This is a genomic window from Sphingobium sp. GW821-FHT02B05 (genome assembly GCF_059421905.1).
In genome coordinates this window covers 1,193,402-1,209,455 of record NZ_JBWKVW010000001.1, presented here as the reverse complement: position 1 = coordinate 1,209,455, position 16,054 = coordinate 1,193,402, and the positions used below count along the sequence as shown (strand labels likewise).

22 protein-coding genes are annotated in these 16,054 nt (G+C 62.1%); 15 read left to right on the top strand and 7 right to left on the bottom strand.

Translation table 11 applies throughout. The features are described from left to right. Positions 1–86: 86 nt before the first annotated feature. Positions 87–1,721, bottom strand: a complete 1,635-nt coding sequence (locus AC07UX_RS06140; RefSeq protein WP_495191063.1) for a TldD/PmbA family protein — start codon at positions 1,719–1,721, stop codon at positions 87–89. 491 nt (positions 1,722–2,212) lie between these two features. Here AC07UX_RS06140 and AC07UX_RS06135 point away from each other — a divergent pair, with 491 nt between their 5' ends. The 12 genes from AC07UX_RS06135 to AC07UX_RS06080 are packed head-to-tail and all read left to right on the top strand — an operon-like array spanning position 2,213 to position 10,121. Next, positions 2,213–2,449: a hypothetical protein gene (locus AC07UX_RS06135; protein ID WP_495191062.1), complete on the top strand. Its 237-nt coding sequence runs from the start codon at positions 2,213–2,215 to the stop codon at positions 2,447–2,449. After that, positions 2,446–3,726 carry a PRTRC system ParB family protein gene (locus AC07UX_RS06130; RefSeq protein WP_495191061.1) on the top strand — a complete coding sequence of 427 codons (1,281 nt, stop codon included), beginning with the start codon at positions 2,446–2,448 and terminating at the stop codon, positions 3,724–3,726. The genes AC07UX_RS06135 and AC07UX_RS06130 overlap by 4 nt, the downstream gene beginning before the upstream one ends. Positions 3,727–3,731: 5 nt before the next feature. Then, positions 3,732–4,139 (top strand): PRTRC system protein E, encoded by a 408-nt coding sequence (locus tag AC07UX_RS06125; protein WP_495191060.1) that lies wholly within the window; start codon positions 3,732–3,734, stop codon positions 4,137–4,139. 31 nt (positions 4,140–4,170) lie between these two features. Next, the gene (locus tag AC07UX_RS06120) at positions 4,171–4,377 is read left to right on the top strand and encodes a PRTRC system protein C (RefSeq protein WP_495191059.1); all 207 of its coding nucleotides are present in this window, start codon (positions 4,171–4,173) and stop codon (positions 4,375–4,377) included. A 57-nt stretch (positions 4,378–4,434) separates the two neighbouring features. Next, positions 4,435–5,550 carry a hypothetical protein gene (locus tag AC07UX_RS06115; protein ID WP_495191058.1) on the top strand — a complete coding sequence of 372 codons (1,116 nt, stop codon included), beginning with the start codon at positions 4,435–4,437 and terminating at the stop codon, positions 5,548–5,550. Between the two features lie 6 nt (positions 5,551–5,556). Beyond that, a complete protein-coding gene (locus tag AC07UX_RS06110) occupies positions 5,557–6,354 on the top strand; it encodes a PRTRC system protein B (RefSeq protein ID WP_495191057.1) in 798 nt (265 codons plus the stop codon). Continuing rightward, the gene (locus AC07UX_RS06105; protein WP_495191056.1) at positions 6,351–7,010 is read left to right on the top strand and encodes a PRTRC system protein A; all 660 of its coding nucleotides are present in this window, start codon (positions 6,351–6,353) and stop codon (positions 7,008–7,010) included. The genes AC07UX_RS06110 and AC07UX_RS06105 overlap by 4 nt, the downstream gene beginning before the upstream one ends. After that, the gene (locus AC07UX_RS06100; RefSeq protein ID WP_495191055.1) at positions 7,000–7,788 is read left to right on the top strand and encodes a PRTRC system ThiF family protein; all 789 of its coding nucleotides are present in this window, start codon (positions 7,000–7,002) and stop codon (positions 7,786–7,788) included. Before AC07UX_RS06105 ends, AC07UX_RS06100 begins: the two co-directional genes overlap by 11 nt. Beyond that, positions 7,785–7,976, top strand: coding sequence for a hypothetical protein (locus tag AC07UX_RS06095; RefSeq protein WP_495191054.1), 192 nt, complete (start codon positions 7,785–7,787; stop codon positions 7,974–7,976). Before AC07UX_RS06100 ends, AC07UX_RS06095 begins: the two co-directional genes overlap by 4 nt. After that, on the top strand, positions 7,973–8,323 hold the full coding sequence (locus AC07UX_RS06090) for a hypothetical protein (RefSeq protein ID WP_495191053.1): 351 nt from the start codon (positions 7,973–7,975) through the stop codon (positions 8,321–8,323). The genes AC07UX_RS06095 and AC07UX_RS06090 overlap by 4 nt, the downstream gene beginning before the upstream one ends. Beyond that, entirely contained in the window at positions 8,320–9,972 is a 1,653-nt protein-coding gene (locus tag AC07UX_RS06085) for an SNF2-related protein (protein WP_495191052.1), read from the top strand. The genes AC07UX_RS06090 and AC07UX_RS06085 overlap by 4 nt, the downstream gene beginning before the upstream one ends. After that, positions 9,969–10,121 carry a hypothetical protein gene (locus AC07UX_RS06080; protein WP_495191051.1) on the top strand — a complete coding sequence of 51 codons (153 nt, stop codon included), beginning with the start codon at positions 9,969–9,971 and terminating at the stop codon, positions 10,119–10,121. The genes AC07UX_RS06085 and AC07UX_RS06080 overlap by 4 nt, the downstream gene beginning before the upstream one ends. Positions 10,122–10,141: 20 nt before the next feature. Here AC07UX_RS06080 and AC07UX_RS06075 read toward each other — a convergent pair whose 3' ends face one another. Further along, a complete protein-coding gene (locus AC07UX_RS06075) occupies positions 10,142–10,957 on the bottom strand; it encodes a hypothetical protein (protein ID WP_495191050.1) in 816 nt (271 codons plus the stop codon). Between AC07UX_RS06075 and AC07UX_RS06070 the strand changes: the two genes are divergently transcribed. Together AC07UX_RS06070 and AC07UX_RS06065 are read left to right on the top strand one after the other, a co-directional pair. After that, complete coding sequence (locus AC07UX_RS06070; protein WP_495191049.1) at positions 10,956–11,228, top strand: hypothetical protein; 273 nt, start codon at positions 10,956–10,958, stop codon at positions 11,226–11,228. The genes AC07UX_RS06075 and AC07UX_RS06070 overlap by 2 nt on opposite strands. A gap of 222 nt (positions 11,229–11,450) precedes the next feature. After that, positions 11,451–11,666: a hypothetical protein gene (locus tag AC07UX_RS06065; protein ID WP_495191048.1), complete on the top strand. Its 216-nt coding sequence runs from the start codon at positions 11,451–11,453 to the stop codon at positions 11,664–11,666. Between the two features lie 183 nt (positions 11,667–11,849). Here the strand turns inward: AC07UX_RS06065 and AC07UX_RS06060 are convergent, their stop codons facing one another. The 5 genes from AC07UX_RS06060 to AC07UX_RS06040 all read right to left on the bottom strand — a co-directional run bounded on the left by AC07UX_RS06060 (position 11,850) and on the right by AC07UX_RS06040 (position 15,546). Further along, a complete protein-coding gene (locus AC07UX_RS06060; protein ID WP_495191047.1) occupies positions 11,850–12,188 on the bottom strand; it encodes a hypothetical protein in 339 nt (112 codons plus the stop codon). Between the two features lie 79 nt (positions 12,189–12,267). Then, positions 12,268–12,855, bottom strand: a complete 588-nt coding sequence (locus tag AC07UX_RS06055; RefSeq protein WP_495191046.1) for a glycoside hydrolase family protein — start codon at positions 12,853–12,855, stop codon at positions 12,268–12,270. Then, positions 12,845–13,075 (bottom strand): DUF7940 domain-containing protein, encoded by a 231-nt coding sequence (locus AC07UX_RS06050; RefSeq protein WP_495191045.1) that lies wholly within the window; start codon positions 13,073–13,075, stop codon positions 12,845–12,847. Before AC07UX_RS06050 ends, AC07UX_RS06055 begins: the two co-directional genes overlap by 11 nt. Further along, the gene (locus AC07UX_RS06045; RefSeq protein ID WP_495191044.1) at positions 13,072–13,455 is read right to left on the bottom strand and encodes a hypothetical protein; all 384 of its coding nucleotides are present in this window, start codon (positions 13,453–13,455) and stop codon (positions 13,072–13,074) included. Before AC07UX_RS06045 ends, AC07UX_RS06050 begins: the two co-directional genes overlap by 4 nt. Before the next feature lie 102 nt (positions 13,456–13,557). Continuing rightward, complete coding sequence (locus AC07UX_RS06040; protein WP_495191043.1) at positions 13,558–15,546, bottom strand: hypothetical protein; 1,989 nt, start codon at positions 15,544–15,546, stop codon at positions 13,558–13,560. A gap of 103 nt (positions 15,547–15,649) precedes the next feature. Between AC07UX_RS06040 and AC07UX_RS06035 the strand changes: the two genes are divergently transcribed. Beyond that, positions 15,650–16,051, top strand: coding sequence for a hypothetical protein (locus tag AC07UX_RS06035; RefSeq protein ID WP_495191042.1), 402 nt, complete (start codon positions 15,650–15,652; stop codon positions 16,049–16,051). Positions 16,052–16,054: the final 3 nt, after the last annotated feature.

The window sequence follows — 16,054 nt, the reverse complement described above, 5'->3', positions numbered from 1 at the left end:
CCGATGACGTGATCAGGCTCTAATCCTGAATTGCAGACCTTGATTCACGCTTCAGACAAGTCTGAAGCGATCAAGGTCTGGCGCGATCAGCCGAGCGAACGCGCGGTGTTGATGACGTTGATACCGTTGAAGCGCGCGGTCGATGACCCGTGCGACACGGCGGAGACCTGGGCCGGCTGGCCCTTGCCGTCGAAGAAGGAACCGCCCAGGCGATAGTCGCTGGCGTCGCAGACGCCCACGCAGGCGTTCCAGAATTCGGGGGTGCGGATCTGGTAGGCGACATCCTCTATCTGCTGGGTGATCTTGCCCTGCTTGATCTCATAGAAGAGCTGGCCGCCGAACTGGGCGTTATAGCGCTGCTGGTCGATCGAGAAGCTGCCGTCGCCCACGATGTAGATGCCGTCCTCGACACCGGCGATCATGTCAGCGACGCTCTTCTTGGCCTTGCCCGGCTCCAGCGACACGTTGGCCATGCGCTGGAACTGCACGTTGGACCAGCTATCGGAATAGGCGCAGCCGTCCGATTCCTTCTTGCCCTCGATATGGGCCTGATCGCGGATCGCCTGATAGCCGACCAGCTTGCCGTCGCGGATCAGATCCCACTTCTTGGTCTTGATGCCTTCATCGTCATAGGCGACCGCACCCAGGCTGCCGACCTGCGTCTTGTCGGCGACGATGTTCACATTGGCGCTGCCATACTGGAAATGGCTTTCCAGCTTGTCCATCGTGGCAAAGCTGGTGCCGGCATAATTGGCTTCATAGCCCAGCACGCGGTCCAGTTCGAGCGGGTGGCCGACCGATTCATGGATGGTGAGCCAGGTGTGCGACGGGTCGAGGACGAGGTCGTACTTGCCCGGCTTGACCGAAGGCGCCTTCAGCTTGGCGCGCGCCTGCTTGGCCGCGGCGATCGCATCTTCCTTCATGTCATAGCTGTTGCCATAGACGACCACGCCGTTGGGCAGCACGGTCTTGCCTGACGCGGCACCATCCAGATATTCATAGCCAAGCCCCATCGGGGCCGACAGGCCTTCGCGCGTGCGGAACTTGCCGCTGGTCTTGTCGACCGCCGTGATGGTGGTCGGCGCCCAGATGCGGTGGACGTCCTGGTCGATATAGCTGCCGTCGGTGCTGGCGAAATATTTCTGTTCATTGACCAGGAACAGGATGGAATTGATGAAGTCCGCGCCCGCGTCCATCGCGGCGGCGTTGACGTCCGTCAGCAGCGCCACCTTGTCCTTGATGGGCACGGTCATCGCGTTCTTGACGATCGGCGTCTTCCAGCTGACTTCGCCCACGCCCCTGGTCGGGGCCAGTTCGACAGGCGCGGTCTGCGCCGGAGCGTTGGCCTTGGCGATGGCGACGGCCTGCTGCGCGGCCCTGGCCACGGCATCGGCGGTCATTTCATTGGTGGCGGCAAAGCCCCAGGCGCCATTGGCGATCACCCGGATGCCGACGCCCGACGATTCTGTATTGACGATATTTTCGACATTGCGTTCGCGGGTAATGACGAACTGGCGCAAGTAGCGGCCGACGCGCACGTCGGTATAGCTGGCGCCAGCGCTCTTGGCCGCGTTCATCGCGGTATCGGCCAGGCTCTTCTTCACCGCGATGTCGATGGCGCTGTTCAGTTCCTCTGCGGCAATCACTTTGCCGAACATCGAAGGAAGGACGAGTCCCCCTACGCCCATGGCCCCGAAGGCCAGAAAATCGCGTCTGTACAAGCTGTGTCTCCCGCCTGAAACGCCCGCCTGTATGCGGGTCGGATTGTCACCGGCTTGCGGCAGGTCGCCGCACCGGGTTGATGAGGGGGATCATTGCGGCCCGGAGAGGCGGGGTCAAACATCTTTTACGGATGCACAAGAAGCACGCGCATAGTTTCGACACATGTCATCTGTCGAAAAATCATGGTCCGGCAAACCGTTGCAGGCGCAAAAAATCGGCGGCGATGGCTATGCCATCCCGCTGATCAATCGCTTCTTCCTGTGAAGAAAGTTGGTCGGGGAAAGAGGATTCGAACCTCCGGCCCCTGCCTCCCGAAGGCAACGCCTAGCGCCTCATGGCGCGGAAATCCTCACTTAGACCGCGATAACCGCGCGGAACAGAGGGTGAAAGACTCGGCAAATATGCCGATTTCCACCGGAGTTACACCGGAGACAGAAACGGCGCAATCGCGTGGGTTCTGCACTTGCGCACAGCCGCGCGCGGGCGGTGCATGATGGCTATGCTCAACAATAAGAAGGCGCAGCAGCGCCTGGTCGACGACTGGAACAAGCGTTGGCCGGTCGGGCAGGCGGTGACCGTCCGCCGCGACAACGGCGAAGGCCTGGCCACGAAGACGACGAGCGAAGCCCAACTGCTGTCCGGTCACTCCGCCGTCATTTGGTTGGAAGGCATCAGCGGCTGCTACCTGCTCAGCCGTGTCGTTCCGGTTACGGAGGTGGCGGCATGACCGACCTTCCAACGACGTTGCCGCTTTCCAAGATCGTCCAGGGCGACAACCCCCGCCGCTACTTCGACCAGAAGAAGCACGATGAACTGGTGGCATCCTTCCGTCTGCGCGGCATTCTCCAGCCGCTACTCCTCCGACCTGTTCATAGCGGCGAGGGGTACAGCATCGTAGCAGGCGGTCGACGCTACCGGGCTGCAATCGAAGCGTTTGGCCCCGACGCCGACGTGCCGGTCATGATCCAGGATATGAGCGATCAGGAGGCGCTGGAAGCGGCGATCGACGAGAACGACAACCGCGAGGATGCTTCCGAGACGGAGCAGGCCGACGCCGCGGTCCGCGTCCTGGCCGCCTGCAATGGCGAACGCGCAGAGGCGGCGCGGCGGCTGGCGTGGTCGCCGGCGAAGCTTGACCGTCGTCTGGCACTTGCCAACCTCGCCGACCCCGTGAAGGTAGCGCTCGACGAACGCCGCATCAAGGTCGGCCATGCCGAGCTGCTTGCGGCGGTACCAGCCGACAAGCAGGAAAAGGCGCTCGACACGATCCTCGTGAACAGCCTGGGCGTCGCGAAGACGCGCGAGCTGTTGATGCGCGTAACGCAGAGCCTGGCCGGTGCGCAGTTCAACAAAGCTGAGTGCACGACGTGCCCGTTCAATTCGGCCTCGCAGCGCGCACTGTTCGCCACCCACGTCGACGATGGCTATTGCACCAACCCCGGCTGTTTCCAGCTCAAGACGGAAGCGGAGGCCGCCGCCGTTGCCGCCAGCGCGCCCAAGCCAGCCGCCCCCGCGGTGAAGGCTGATCCTGTGCCGGCCGTCGATAAGGGAAAACCGGCACCGGCCGCGCCCGCCGGGAAACCGGTCAAGGCCGCAGCGCCGCCACCAGCCGCTCCGAAGGTGACGGCAGAGACGATCGCCAACCGCGTCACGGCGATGCGCGAATCGGCATGGCGCAAGGCGCTGATACAGGCGGTGGAAGGCGACCCCGATATCGCCGCTGCATTCCATGCGACGCTGCGCGACACGTTCGAGGTGGACCGGGCGTTCCTGACGAAGTTCGGCAAGGACGAACTGAAGTTCATCGCGCAGGAATGCGGCTTGGTCGACCACATGGGCGCGAAGGCCTTTGCCAAGCTGCTCGACGCGCCGCCCACGAAGATCATCGACGGGATGTTGAACGCTACCGGCTTCAGCTGGGCCGGGCGCCTGCCCAGCGCCATCACTTTGGACGGCAAATACAGCCCGCCGCCCGCCGCTCCTGCCTTCTCCGAGAAAGACTGATCGCCATGCTCATCACCAGCCTGTTGCCGCTGCTGTCCCGCTATTCGCTCGGCTTCGACCTTATTGCCGGCGCCAACAATATGGTCACGCTCACCGTCATGCCGCGCAAGGCGGCTGGCGCAAAACATGATCCCCAGGCCGAGGAGGTTCGGCCGATATCGATTACCGCAACGGCGGCCGAGATCGACGAGGAACTCGCGAAGGGCGTCGATGGCGCGCTCGGCCAGCTGATCGTCAGTCGCAAGGAATTGGGCGATCAAATCGCCGAACAGCGCGCCGCGGCCGAGACGGCAAAGTCTGCCGCCAAGCCGAAGGCCAAACCAGAGCCGGCCGCGAAGGCACCGGTGCCAGCCGCACCTGCGCCCGAACCCGTTGTCGCGGCGCCGGGTGAACCTGCGTCCCTGTGGGACTGACCTTCTCAACAACTTCTGCCGGGAGGCACATATGCAAATCAATCATCTCACCCGCGCCTATCGCTATGACGGTATCGACCTACCGGTACCGCCGCACCTCACCGACGATCCGCAGGGCCTACGCACCTATCACGCCGCTCTCTACCCCGCGATCCTCAATGCCGAGGCCGTAGACGCGGGCGTGTCGAACAATGTTCACGTCACCGAGTACCGCCGCGCCGTCGGCACCAAGGGATAGCCGTGGCCGCCGCGATACCGCCCGTCCCCCGCAAGACGCTCCTCGAATGGATCGAGCATGACGATGGCAACGAAACCAGTCCTTCCGTCCCCAAGTGCAGCGAGCAGGCCGCAGCCCTTCACGCGCAAATCCTCGTCGATCAGGACGGCCGGGGCGAACCGATCCAGCCGCCCGCCGGTCTCCATCTCTCGCCCCTCGGTTGAACTGGCCGGGCGATCGGTCACCATATCGCCCGACGTCCAGATCGCGTTCGACGGCCCGCTTGGGGCGCATCACAAGCTGCTCGGCCATTGGGTGGCAGCGCAAGACGATGCGTCCCGGCTCTATACGCGCGGCGAGGCGCGCCAGCGGATCGAGCGCCAGTTCAATTCGGCGGTGCTGGAAATCCTCAATCCAATCGAGATCGTGGATTTGCGGGCGGCGGTGCTGGAGGGCGAGGATGGCAACCCGCCTGCAATTGCCCTCATTTGCGAAAGCATAGGCCAGATGGACCTCGGCTGGATCGAGAAGTCCAACGCGCTGCGCAACACCGTGTTCGAGCAGGTGGCGTCGGTCGGCCTGCAGGCGGCGGCCTATCAGGCGCTTGCGACGACACTAAACGCTGCCGTCCCTATGATCGGCTTCGAGGATCTGATGGAGGAGCTGTCCGCCTATTATTGGGATGGGTCCATCGACGACGAAGGCGCGATAGCTGCCATGAAGGATTGGCGCGGCCTGGAAGACGACGAGATCGACGTCGAGCAGCTGCCGTCTGGCGTCATGGAGAGGCGTCCCGCATGGATGCTTGCGTCCAACGCCCAACCGCTGAAGAAACTGCCGGCCGGGCTGGCCAAGAGGATACGGCGCCTTCGCAAAGCGCGCGAGGCCTTAGCTGCTCTCGAAATTACCGAGAGCGGCTGGCGCTATAACAGCGACTTCATCCTCGAATATCTTCCCGAATACGAGGATCACGGTACGCTGCCATCGATGACGATCGTCCCGTTCGATGTGTTCGCTCGCGAGATCGATGACGTGGCGCGCATCTGCATGGAGCAGGGATTCCACGATATCGTCGGTCTCTACCAGCTGCCCGGCCCAGCCGCCGTCGACCAGTGGTTCGCGTCGCTGAAGCTTGGCGCGGAGCTGCTGCTCGCCGCGCAAGACCTGATCAACACCAACCCCTTTCATCCGTGAGGCTCTATGCCCAATCATTCCACACAGTTTGAAGCGACGCCCGGCGGCATGGTGCTGACCAATGCCATTCTGCTCTATAGCCCGGCCAGCCGATACATCGGTTCCGGGGCAGGTGCAGCAGCGTTCGCCAGCATCCACGACGTCGAGCAGCGCGATGCGGGCCCGCTGATCGCGGCTGGCTCACCATTGACCCGTGCGCACCTGCGTCAATGGACAAAGGCCTTGGACCGCGCCGCGCCGCCCGAGATCCTGCCTGCCAACGTGCTGGTGGCCCATGCCGACCTTCTCGCCTGGTGGGTGCCGTCGCAGGTGCGGCTGGCCTATTTCGACCTGTCCCGGCCGCCGAAGGGGGTGAAGGTACTGGCGCAGCGCACCAGTGTGCCGGTCCCGTATCCGGCACAGCTGTTTGTCGCCAGCCGCAAGGGGTTCGGGGTCTACGCCCTGCCGATAGACGAGCGCCCGAATGCCGAAACGAAGCTGCTCCATAGCCCGGTGCTGAACGTCTATCTCACCGGCCAGCTGTGCTGGGGCAACATCGTCCGCCCGAAGGCGCTGACGATCGCATCGATACCTGAATATGAGCGGGCGATCTTCGAGTCCTGGTCGACACACCCCAATCTTGGACAGGAATCGACTGTCACGGGCAGGGGCGGGCTGGTGAAGCTGTGGGATGATCTCGCGGCCGCCAAGGCGAAGCGCTTTCCTGTGCAGCGGTTGAAACCCTTCAATCCGAACAGCAATGGCAAGGCCCCGAAATCACCCATCACGCTTGGCACCCTCATTGCAACGAAGGTGGCGGCATGATCGATCTCGCCGACGACGCGACCGCCGCGGCCTTACTCGCGGAAGTGCCCTGCTATCCGGTGCCTCCATCTGGCCGATCCCCCGCCATCGATGCGCTGCGCGCTGCGCGGTCGGGTCAGGGCCTCGAGATCGGGCGGAAAGGCGTGATGCTGATCCTGCGCCGGCCGTGGCTGGCGCTCGATACCTACATCACCGACAACCCGCTCGCCTATCTGCCCTACGGCGTAGGAGGAAAAGAGCGCGCGGAATTGCGGTGCGGGCTGCTGCCACACGAGTATCTTGAGCCCCTTCTATATCATTTTCGCAAGGCGCTGCCGAATGAGGCGGCGGCGTTCGTGATCTGGAACGAGGTCACGCGCGAATTTGCCGTGCGATTCCCGACCATCGACGAGGCAACGCCGTCGCGTCTGGTTTATCGCACGCCGGTGCTGGACGCGAACTGGCATGTCGTGTGCGATATTCATAGCCACGGCACCGGCCCCGCGTTCTTCAGCGCTACCGACAACGCGGACGATGCGCACGCGACAAAGATATCCCTCGTGTTCGGCCGTCTCGACCAGCCGGGCAATGAGGACATGGCATCGCGCCTTTGCGCGGCCGGGATGTTCCTGCCGCTCCCGCGCAGCCCATTCCAGGGAGATAATCATGCAGCCTGATATGCTCAACCGCCATTATCTCCGCCCGACGCTAGGCGATCGCGCTATCAACGTCATGCTGGTCGGGTGCGGCGGCAACGGCGCGCAGATGCTCATGGGGCTGGCGTCGCTCGATACGGCTCTCCGGGCGATATCGCCGCGATCGCTGAACGTCACGGTCGTGGACGACGATACGGTGAGCGAGGCGAACCTCGGCCGCCAGCCGTTCTATCGCTGCGACCTCGGCAATTCGAAGGCCATCACGCTGACCGAACGCATCAATATCGCACATGGACTATCGTGGAAGGCAGTCCATGGGCGAGCGCCAGCCGACATCGGTGTGACGGGCATGGACATCGTCATCACCTGCGTCGACACCGCGGCGGCGCGGCGTGCGATCGGAAAGGCGATCGACGCGTGCGAGCCAGAGTTCCATAATCTCCAGCCGGCATCCTACTGGATGGACCTGGGCAACAGGGCGACCGACGGGCAGTTCCTCATAGGATGCCCGAAACCTTGGTGGGGAAAGCATGGGGATCGCCTGTTGACGGTGCTGGAATATTTCCCCGAGCTAGCGGACGAGAGTATCGCCGAAGACGACGCGCCCAGCTGCTCGGTTGCGGAGGCGTTGGAGAAGCAATCGCTGTTCGTGAATAGGGTCATGTCCAGCCATGCTCTGGCGCTGCTGTTCGATCTTCTCGGCCGGGGGTCAATCGGCCACGCTGGCGGATTCATCAATCTGGCGAGCGGGCAGGCGCTGCCGATATCATTACCTCGCCCCAAAGAGATGGCTGCATGAAGCGCCGCCGCCGCCCACTCCGCCCGCCATCCCAGCCGTGGAACCCCGACGAGGACGCCAAGCTCCGCGAGGTGAACGAAATCGGCCTGCGCGTCGAATATTGGCAGCTTGCCCTGCCGCACCGTCGCGAGAGCGAGATGCTCGATCGCCGCTATGTGCTCGGCATCAAACCAGCGAGGGACATATGATCGTAAACGAGCTGGTGCAGCAGCTGCGCCGGCAACGCTATCGTGTCGGCCAGGAAGCATGGCTGCAAATGGACATCGAGGCCGCGCTCACAGCGCTGGGCGTGAGCTTCGAGCGCGAGGCCCGCCTGTCGTCCAGGGATCGGATCGATTTCCTCATCGACGGCGGGATCGGCATCGAGGCGAAGACGCGCTGCGCGCCGCGCCAGATCTTCCGTCAGCTCGAACGCTATGCCGAGCACGACGCCATCACATCCCTCATTCTCATCAGCGGTACCGCCACCGGCTTGCCCAGCGTCATCAACGGCCGTCCGCTATTCTACATCTCCACCGGGAGGGCGGCACTTTGAAGACATATGGCCAGCTCGAACTGGACACGATGGCGCGGCGCTGGCGGATCAAGGATCTCGCCCCACACGTCGCGATCGCGTTCAAGCGTATGTTCCCCCGCGTGCCGGTCACATCGACCGAGATCACGATCAGCGACACCGACGAGGTGCGGGCCGATCTGCACTGGTTCATGGCACGCTATCCGCTTGAGCATGATTCATGGGGCGAGCTGGACGAGGCGGTGGACCGACTGGCGTTCCGTGCCGCCGAGCGCGATCGCATCCTCCTGCCCACATGGAAGCCGGGCGCCGTCACAGGGTTCAAGGAGGGTAGGGCGCCCTACCTCTACCAGACACAGGCGTCGAAGGTGGCGATCGCGAACGGCGGCCTGCTGCTGGGCGATGATGTTGGCCTCGGCAAAACGATATCGGCGATCGCCACCATGCTCATGGGCGCGCCGATGCCTGCCGGCGTTGTCGTCCAGCCGCACCTGACCGGTCAGTGGAAAAAGCGGATCGAGGAATTCTCGACGCTGCGCGTCCATGTCATCAAGGGGCGCACGCCCTACGATCTGCCGGAGGCGGACGTCTACATCTACCGCTACAGCAACATCGCCGGCTGGGTGGACGTGCTAAAGGATGGCCTGCTCCGCTCTGTGTTCTACGACGAGATCCAGGAGCTGCGCCACGGCTGGGGCACGGATAAGGGCAATGCGTGCGGCAAGGTGAGCCAGGTCGCCCAATTCCGCATGGGGCTGACCGCCACGCCAGTCTATAACTATGGCGACGAGATGCACTCCGTCATGGAGTATATCAAGCCGGACATCCTTGGCGATCGCGAGGAGTTTTTCCGCGAGTGGTGCGGGCGCGAGCGGGTTGTCGCTAATCCCGACGCCCTTGGCTCCTACCTACGCGACACCGGCTTTTTCCTCCGGCGCACTGAAGACGATCCCACCGTTGACGCATCCATGCCGCCGGCCAATGTGCTGGAGTGGGAGCTGGACTATGATCTGGACGCCGTCGCGGGCGAGGAAGAGATCATGCGCCAGCTCGCCCACACCGTATTGAGAGCCAGCTTCACCGAGGCCGGCCGCGCCGCGCGCGAGCTCGACATGAAGATGCGACAGCTGACCGGTATCGCAAAGGCCAAGTCAGTCGCCGCCTATGTGTCCCTGCTCCTGAAGGAAAGCCCGCGTGTGCTGCTCGCAGGCTGGCACCGTGAGGTCTATAGTATCTGGAGCCAGGCGCTCGCCGCGTTCAATCCAGTGCTTTACACCGGATCGGAGAGCGGCCCAGCCAAGCAGCGCAGCGTCGATGCTTTCACGACCGGCGATTCCCGCGTGATGATGATGTCGCTGCGATCAGGCGCAGGCCTCGATGGGCTCCAGCACTATTGCCAGGATGCCGTGATCGGCGAGTTCGATTGGTCGCCACAGGTGCACTATCAATTCATCGGACGCCTGCGCCGGCCGGGGCAGGAGGGGCAGGTCAACGCGCACTATGTCCATACGAACTGGGGTAGCGATCCCGTCATCGTGGAGATGCTGGGCATCAAGGCGGACCAGTCGCGGGGGATCAACGATCCCGGTCAAGCGCCGAAGCCGCGGGCGACGGACGAAAGCCGGATCAAGGTGCTGGCGCAGCGGGTGCTGGATGGAGGGGCGGCATGATCCCTCATATCTGCACATTCAGCGAGCCCGAGTTCTTCGACCAAGATTATTCGCCGCGCATTTATGTCGATCAGGCGGGCAAGCCGTATAACTTCCCAAGAAAGCGGAAGCGCGAGGCGCAAATCATCAAGTTGCTAGGCCTTCGATGAACCGGACGCGCCTCAGGCGTTCAACCAAACTCTATCTTCGGCCGTCCGTCCGGACCATCGCTGATACGAATTCCGAAACTATTGCTACCATCACTTTCATGGCTCAAGGCAGCAGTCTTTCTGCCATCTCGCACATTCATTTCAGTGTAGCCACCCAAATGCGTTACCTCGTTGCCAAATTGCGCAGAAGTCGAGGCCGATGAATCGCTCCGACGGAAGCTCGCGCCGTCTAGATTTTGGGTCGCACCCTTAGACGTCCTGATCGTCGCGGGAGCGCCGCTTTGGGTAAGGTTCGACAGATCGACGCTACTGGCTCCGGTAGCCGACGAAAGAAATTCTCGCCCCTCAACCTCCAGATTTTTTGCCGATAGCGTCCCGTCGTCGGTGTAGAGCCTAACGGCGTCATCGGGTTTGGTGGCGATGGTCGCCGCCTTAGCCAGCAATCGAGCCAGGTCATCGTCACCCTTTCTGGCCTCTAGGATGGCGATCCGTTGCTCCAGACTGCCTACCTTGGCCACTTCCGGGACAAGCTCCTCGATTTCCCACACAGTCCGCAATAGAAGATCATGGAGATCTGGCGAAAGCGCCTGGTCTCCAATCCGTTTTACGAAAACGCCTAAGACCGGCCCCAGTATGGGCACCCCGCCCACTATAGCCGCAGCAATCTCGACCGAAGCCGGACCGAACATCGTCGCCGCGTCTACCCTGCCAAGCTCTGCTTCGATTTGCTGTAATCCGTTTGTTTCCACCGGCCGACTCCCAAAGAGTTGGCGAACGATACCACAACGGATACAGAACAATATATCTATCTTAAACAGTCTGACAGAGGTGCCCATGCCGAACGGAATCACGCGATTTGCCGATCCGATCTCATTGTGGGCACCTGGTATCGGCGCGGCACTGACGGTTGCATCGGGTGGGATCGCACTCGTCGATAGTGTCAACCCGGCGATCGCATGGCTTGGGATTGTGGGCGGCGGACTGAGCGCCATCGGGATCTGGGCAACCGGAGCGGCGTCAAGGGATCGCGACGCGCAACTCCAAATGTCGATGCAGTTCTCGTTGTGGACGTTGGAAGAACAGGCGAAGGGGCCGCCGCATTGCTGATACCCCTTGACCGAACCGAGAACATTGCGCGAACAAACCGCATGGACGATGAAACGCGACGATCAAACGAGCAACTGGTGGCGGACTTTTTCCACTCTTCGCGGGCGGCTGCAAAGGCGCGCAAGAAGGGGCGGCCGAAAGGAGAGCCGCCGGTAAGTCACCGTGCGAATACGGACTGGTGGAACCACCCCAGTCTAAAGCGCTAATTTTGAAGGGATGCACATGCAGGACGAAGCCAAGGCAAAATTCCGGACGTTTGCCACCCGGTACGGCAAGGACGAGGATGTTCTGGATTCAGGCCTGAAGGGCGCGGATCTACACGAGATCGCCGACTTTCTGGATGCAGTGGTCGAAATCGAGGAGATCGACCTGCGCAATCTGGGCGGCCTGTCCAACGTCCGGCCGCTCGTTGGCATGGACCATCTCGTGAAGCCGTAGGCCTATTGCGCCGACGACCACGCCTTGATCGCGGCCACCTTATTCCGGCAGTCCGCTCCGGCCTCCAGCGCGTCGACCAGAAAGGCCGACGCCTGCGCATCCGTGAACCTTCCTTCAACCCCAGCCGGCGCTGGCGGGACAGGCTCCGCGGCGCAGCTCAGATATTGCGGCGGCACTGGCAGCTTAGCGGGCGGCGGCGCGCTCCCGCAGGCGGCGCATGACAGCATCGACGCCAGGGCCAGCATTGTCGTGGGTCGCTTCATGGGTCACTATCTCCCTCAGTTCCTTGACCTCGCTCTGCGTTCTGGCGGCCAGTGCGATATCCGTCAGGGCAGCTGCCTTGCCTGCGCGCGCGGCGGCCGCTTCCAGCTTCGCCGCCGTCGCCTCATTTTTCAGGGCCGTGGCCTGGTTGGCCTGACCCTTACCGACGCAGGACGCCGGCCCCCACGCGAGCAGCGCGCCAGCAATCAGGCCAGCCGCAAAGATGAGGCGATTCGCGCCTAGTCCGGGCAACCCGATCATGGCGCCATCCAGTATGCTGCGGCGGTAAGCACCGCGAGCCAGATGGCGGCCGAGATCGGGATGGCGAAAAGCAAGCCCCTCATGCGTCCTTCGCGCAGACAGCACGCTCCCTCTCGCGGCGAACGGCCAAGCCTTTGCTCACCACCTTCTTGCCGTTCACCGTGACCTTGTTCCAGGCCAGCATGGAGGTGCAGGCCGGGCCGATCTGCCCCGCATTGAACAGCCGGCGCGCCGTCGAATCGCAATAGTTGGCAACACCCACATTATAGGCGATGGACACGGCGGCGAAGCGGGCGCGATCGCGGCCGGCATAAGTCAGCGCCAGCCCCGGCGTGCACTGCATCACCCCCTTGGCATGGACGACCAGCGCATCCTCCAGCATCACCGCGCACTGCGCTTCGGTGAACTGATCGGTGATTTTGATCTTCCGACCCTGGTAGCTGGTCAGGCCGTCGCAGGCCGTCGCCACACCGACGATATCGAGATAGGCGCGCAGATACTGTTTGCCGCTGATATGCCGCACGGTCGCGGTACCATCCTGCGCGATCTTGACGTCGACCTTCCGGCCGCTCTCGTGCTCCGGGATGTCATTTAGCAGCAGGCCGGCCGTGACAAAGCCGACGATCGCCACCAGTGACCCGCCGCGCACGGCAGTTTTATTCGCCATCACTCGCCCCCTGCTTGAACAACATCGCGACGAGGGCGGCAGCGCCTAGCACCAGGCCGATGATCTGAGGTTGAGGCAGCAGCTCCCGCGCCTCACTGGGCACGAGCGCCCAGGTGGCCTGACCCGCGATCGCCGTCGACGTCAGCCAGACCGACCAGCGCTTGCCCAGTGTCCGCCAGTCGTCGATGATGCGCGCACGGATGCGCTCCCTGAAACTCATGTCGGCCCTCCGTTGTGATTCCTCTCCAGCCGCGTAATGCGGCGGTCATAATCGGCGAACCGGCTGTCCTGCGCTTGCGCCTGCGCCTTCTGACGTTCGTCGATCCGCGCCAGCGTCTGCTGCATTTCCGTCACGCTGCTCGCGACCCAGAACATGGCAACCGTGATGATCGTGGTGACCAAACCGGCAGCGATCCCGGCAAGCCATTTCAATATCGGGTTCGTCACCTTGTCGCTTTCGTCGGGGAGTGCGCCGCTGAGGCGTGCCACCGCTCGTTCCAGTTGGCCGATTTGTGGGGCGTATTCGGCAAGCGCCATCGCGGCCGCCTGCTGCGCCATGATCTTCACCTGTTCGGCGGTGCGATCGTCAGAGATCGGCATGGCGCAACCAAAGGGCAAAGAGCGGGTCGGCAAGGTGTGCCTGCCACTGGGCCTCGCTCATCTGGCCAGAGCGGTAGCAGGCGAAAATCATGGCAAAGTCGCTCATTTCGCGACCCACCCCGTGTTGCCGGTGCCGCCCTCTTTGACATACAGCGTGCTGCCCGCACCACCATCAGCGCGCGTGTAGATTGAACCGACAGGCGCGGTTACGACACCCTCAGGCGATCCCGACCCCATAAATCGGGCGATCATTGTCAGCGAATCGGATTGCCGCGCATACAATTCCAGCACGCCGTTAACCCAATTATTATCTGCGCTCACAAAGCGCATGCCGCCCGCCGACTTGATTGTGCCTATCGTGTCGCATCCCCAGCCGAACATGGCCGAGACCTTCGCTGCCGTCGCGGAATTGTCCGGGTTGAACGGGCCCATTGGACTGGGCATCAGATAGCCCATCGTGCTTTGATTCGCGATCAGGCGGTTGCCGCTGGTCGCCGCGTTGGGTCCATCGACCAGCTTGGTGAAACTGTTTGGCGCGACGGTGATGATGTTGTTGTAAGACAGTGTCCCGAAATAAATCGGGTTCTGAACGTCGCGCGTGATGAGATCCGCGACGATCCCGTTGCCTTGGTCTATCCGCATCCCGCAACTTGAGGTCATGCCAGCGCCACCTAGCTGCACGTCGATGATCGCGGCTATCTTCATGTCTTGGTTGGCCACCGCGCCACCTGTGACTTTGATGCCGATGAACTCGCCTGATCCGTTCTGGCAGTAGATCAGCCCTGGCGTAATTGTCGTTTGAAGCACATTGTCCAGCAAGATGCCGGTCTGCCGCGCGTTAATGTGCCAGTTGGTCATTGTGAGCCATGGCTCGGAGGTCGTAACATGTACCTTGGACACACCGACAAGCACATCAACGGCAACGAAGCCGGTGATGATCGTTCCTTCCACCTGATCGACAATATCAATGCCCTTGCCGACAGAGATCGCCTGGAAGTTCGAGATTTTTACATCTGTCGCCTCGCCGCCGACTTTGAGGCCATCAAGCGTTTTCGTAAGGCTGTCGAACGCGCCCTGTGTGTAGCACTCTTCGACCACACTGTTGCGCGCGTTTTTTAAGTACGGACCGCCAGTCCAGTACTTCGTGGCATCGGGCGAGATGTCGGCAATGATGTCGAACAGACGAACAGCACGGATATTGATGCCCGATGACGTGGCGTATTCAAGGCTTACGGGGCGGCCGCAATCTGCCGCACCTGCTCGCGCTGTAAACCCGCCGATGTCGATATTGGTCGATGCGGACAACCCGGTGGCGATGAATAGCCCCCCGGACCCGCTAAAGGTAATTGTGAGCGCGCCAGAGCCGGGGCCGAAGATGCAAATATCAGCATCTGGCAGAACTACGCTGGTGGTTTGCGTGAACTCTTCGTCGCCAAGATAAAGCGCGCGGCCCGATGCGCCGGCCGCGTTGACAGCGGCTTGCAGGCTGATGAAGTCGCGGCGATCGAGGGGAAGGTCGAGAAACTTGTCACGGGCCGTGCGATCCCGTGCATTCAAACCGGCCTGCCTGAATGCAGCCAGCGCGACCCCCTTGCTAGGCGCAGGCGAAGCCAGGTCAGAGCGGAAGGCGGGATCATTGCCGGTACCTTCCGAGAAACCCCACGAGCCGTCGGGTTTCACGACGGGAAACTGACTTTCAGCACCGCCGCCAAGCGGGGTTTGAGGGGCGCGATCTACGCGGGACTGGAGAAAAATGCTTTGAACCGCAAGGCGCTCGAAAGCAGGGTTGAGCGTGCGTGGATTGAATGCCGTCACCGACCCTAGGTCGATGACGACGCCGAATGCAGGTGCAGACGCGATAAGGAATTCGGGAAGAGCTGCGGCTGTCGGAGGTGCGTCGAACACGATCGTGCCGCCATCGGCACCGACGGCAGGCACGATGGAAAAGCTGAAGCCAGTGATGGCATCCCCTTGACGATCGACGATGACGACTTCGCTGGTCGACATCGTCCTGAAGGTGAATGGGAACGAGATCGTTACCCCATTCGGGTAGAACGGGCCGTCATAAGCATTGGTTTTGGTGACACCCATTCATATCGTCCCGCATTGAGGCGGGTACCCAACTAGCCCATGCGGGCGCGGGCTTGCATAGATGGCGGTCGCTTTCTACCAGTGGGGGAACAGGGAGAAGTATATGCGGAACGTCATTGTGTTGGTCGTTGCGAGCTTGAGCCTCGTCAGCTGTTCTACATTTGGCGACATGGATGCCGGCTTGGACGGGCTGAAGGGACAGCCGGCACAAGCCGCTTTCGCGAAGCTTGGTATTCCGAAGTCAGAAGGCGTGATAGCCGGAAGAAAATTCTACGCTTGGGGTACGTCTTTCCAGACATCCTCGCCGGTTGTGAATACGTCCAATACGTACGGGCAAGTTGGCGGAACGCCCTACAGCGCAACGACTACCGGAACCCAATGGACAACCGACAGCTACGATTGCGCTGTGAGAATATTTGTAGATGCCGATGAAGTAATTCAAAACTATGATTATCAAGGCAATCTAGGCGGATGCCATGGATATGGCAAAGCGTTGAAGCGATAATTT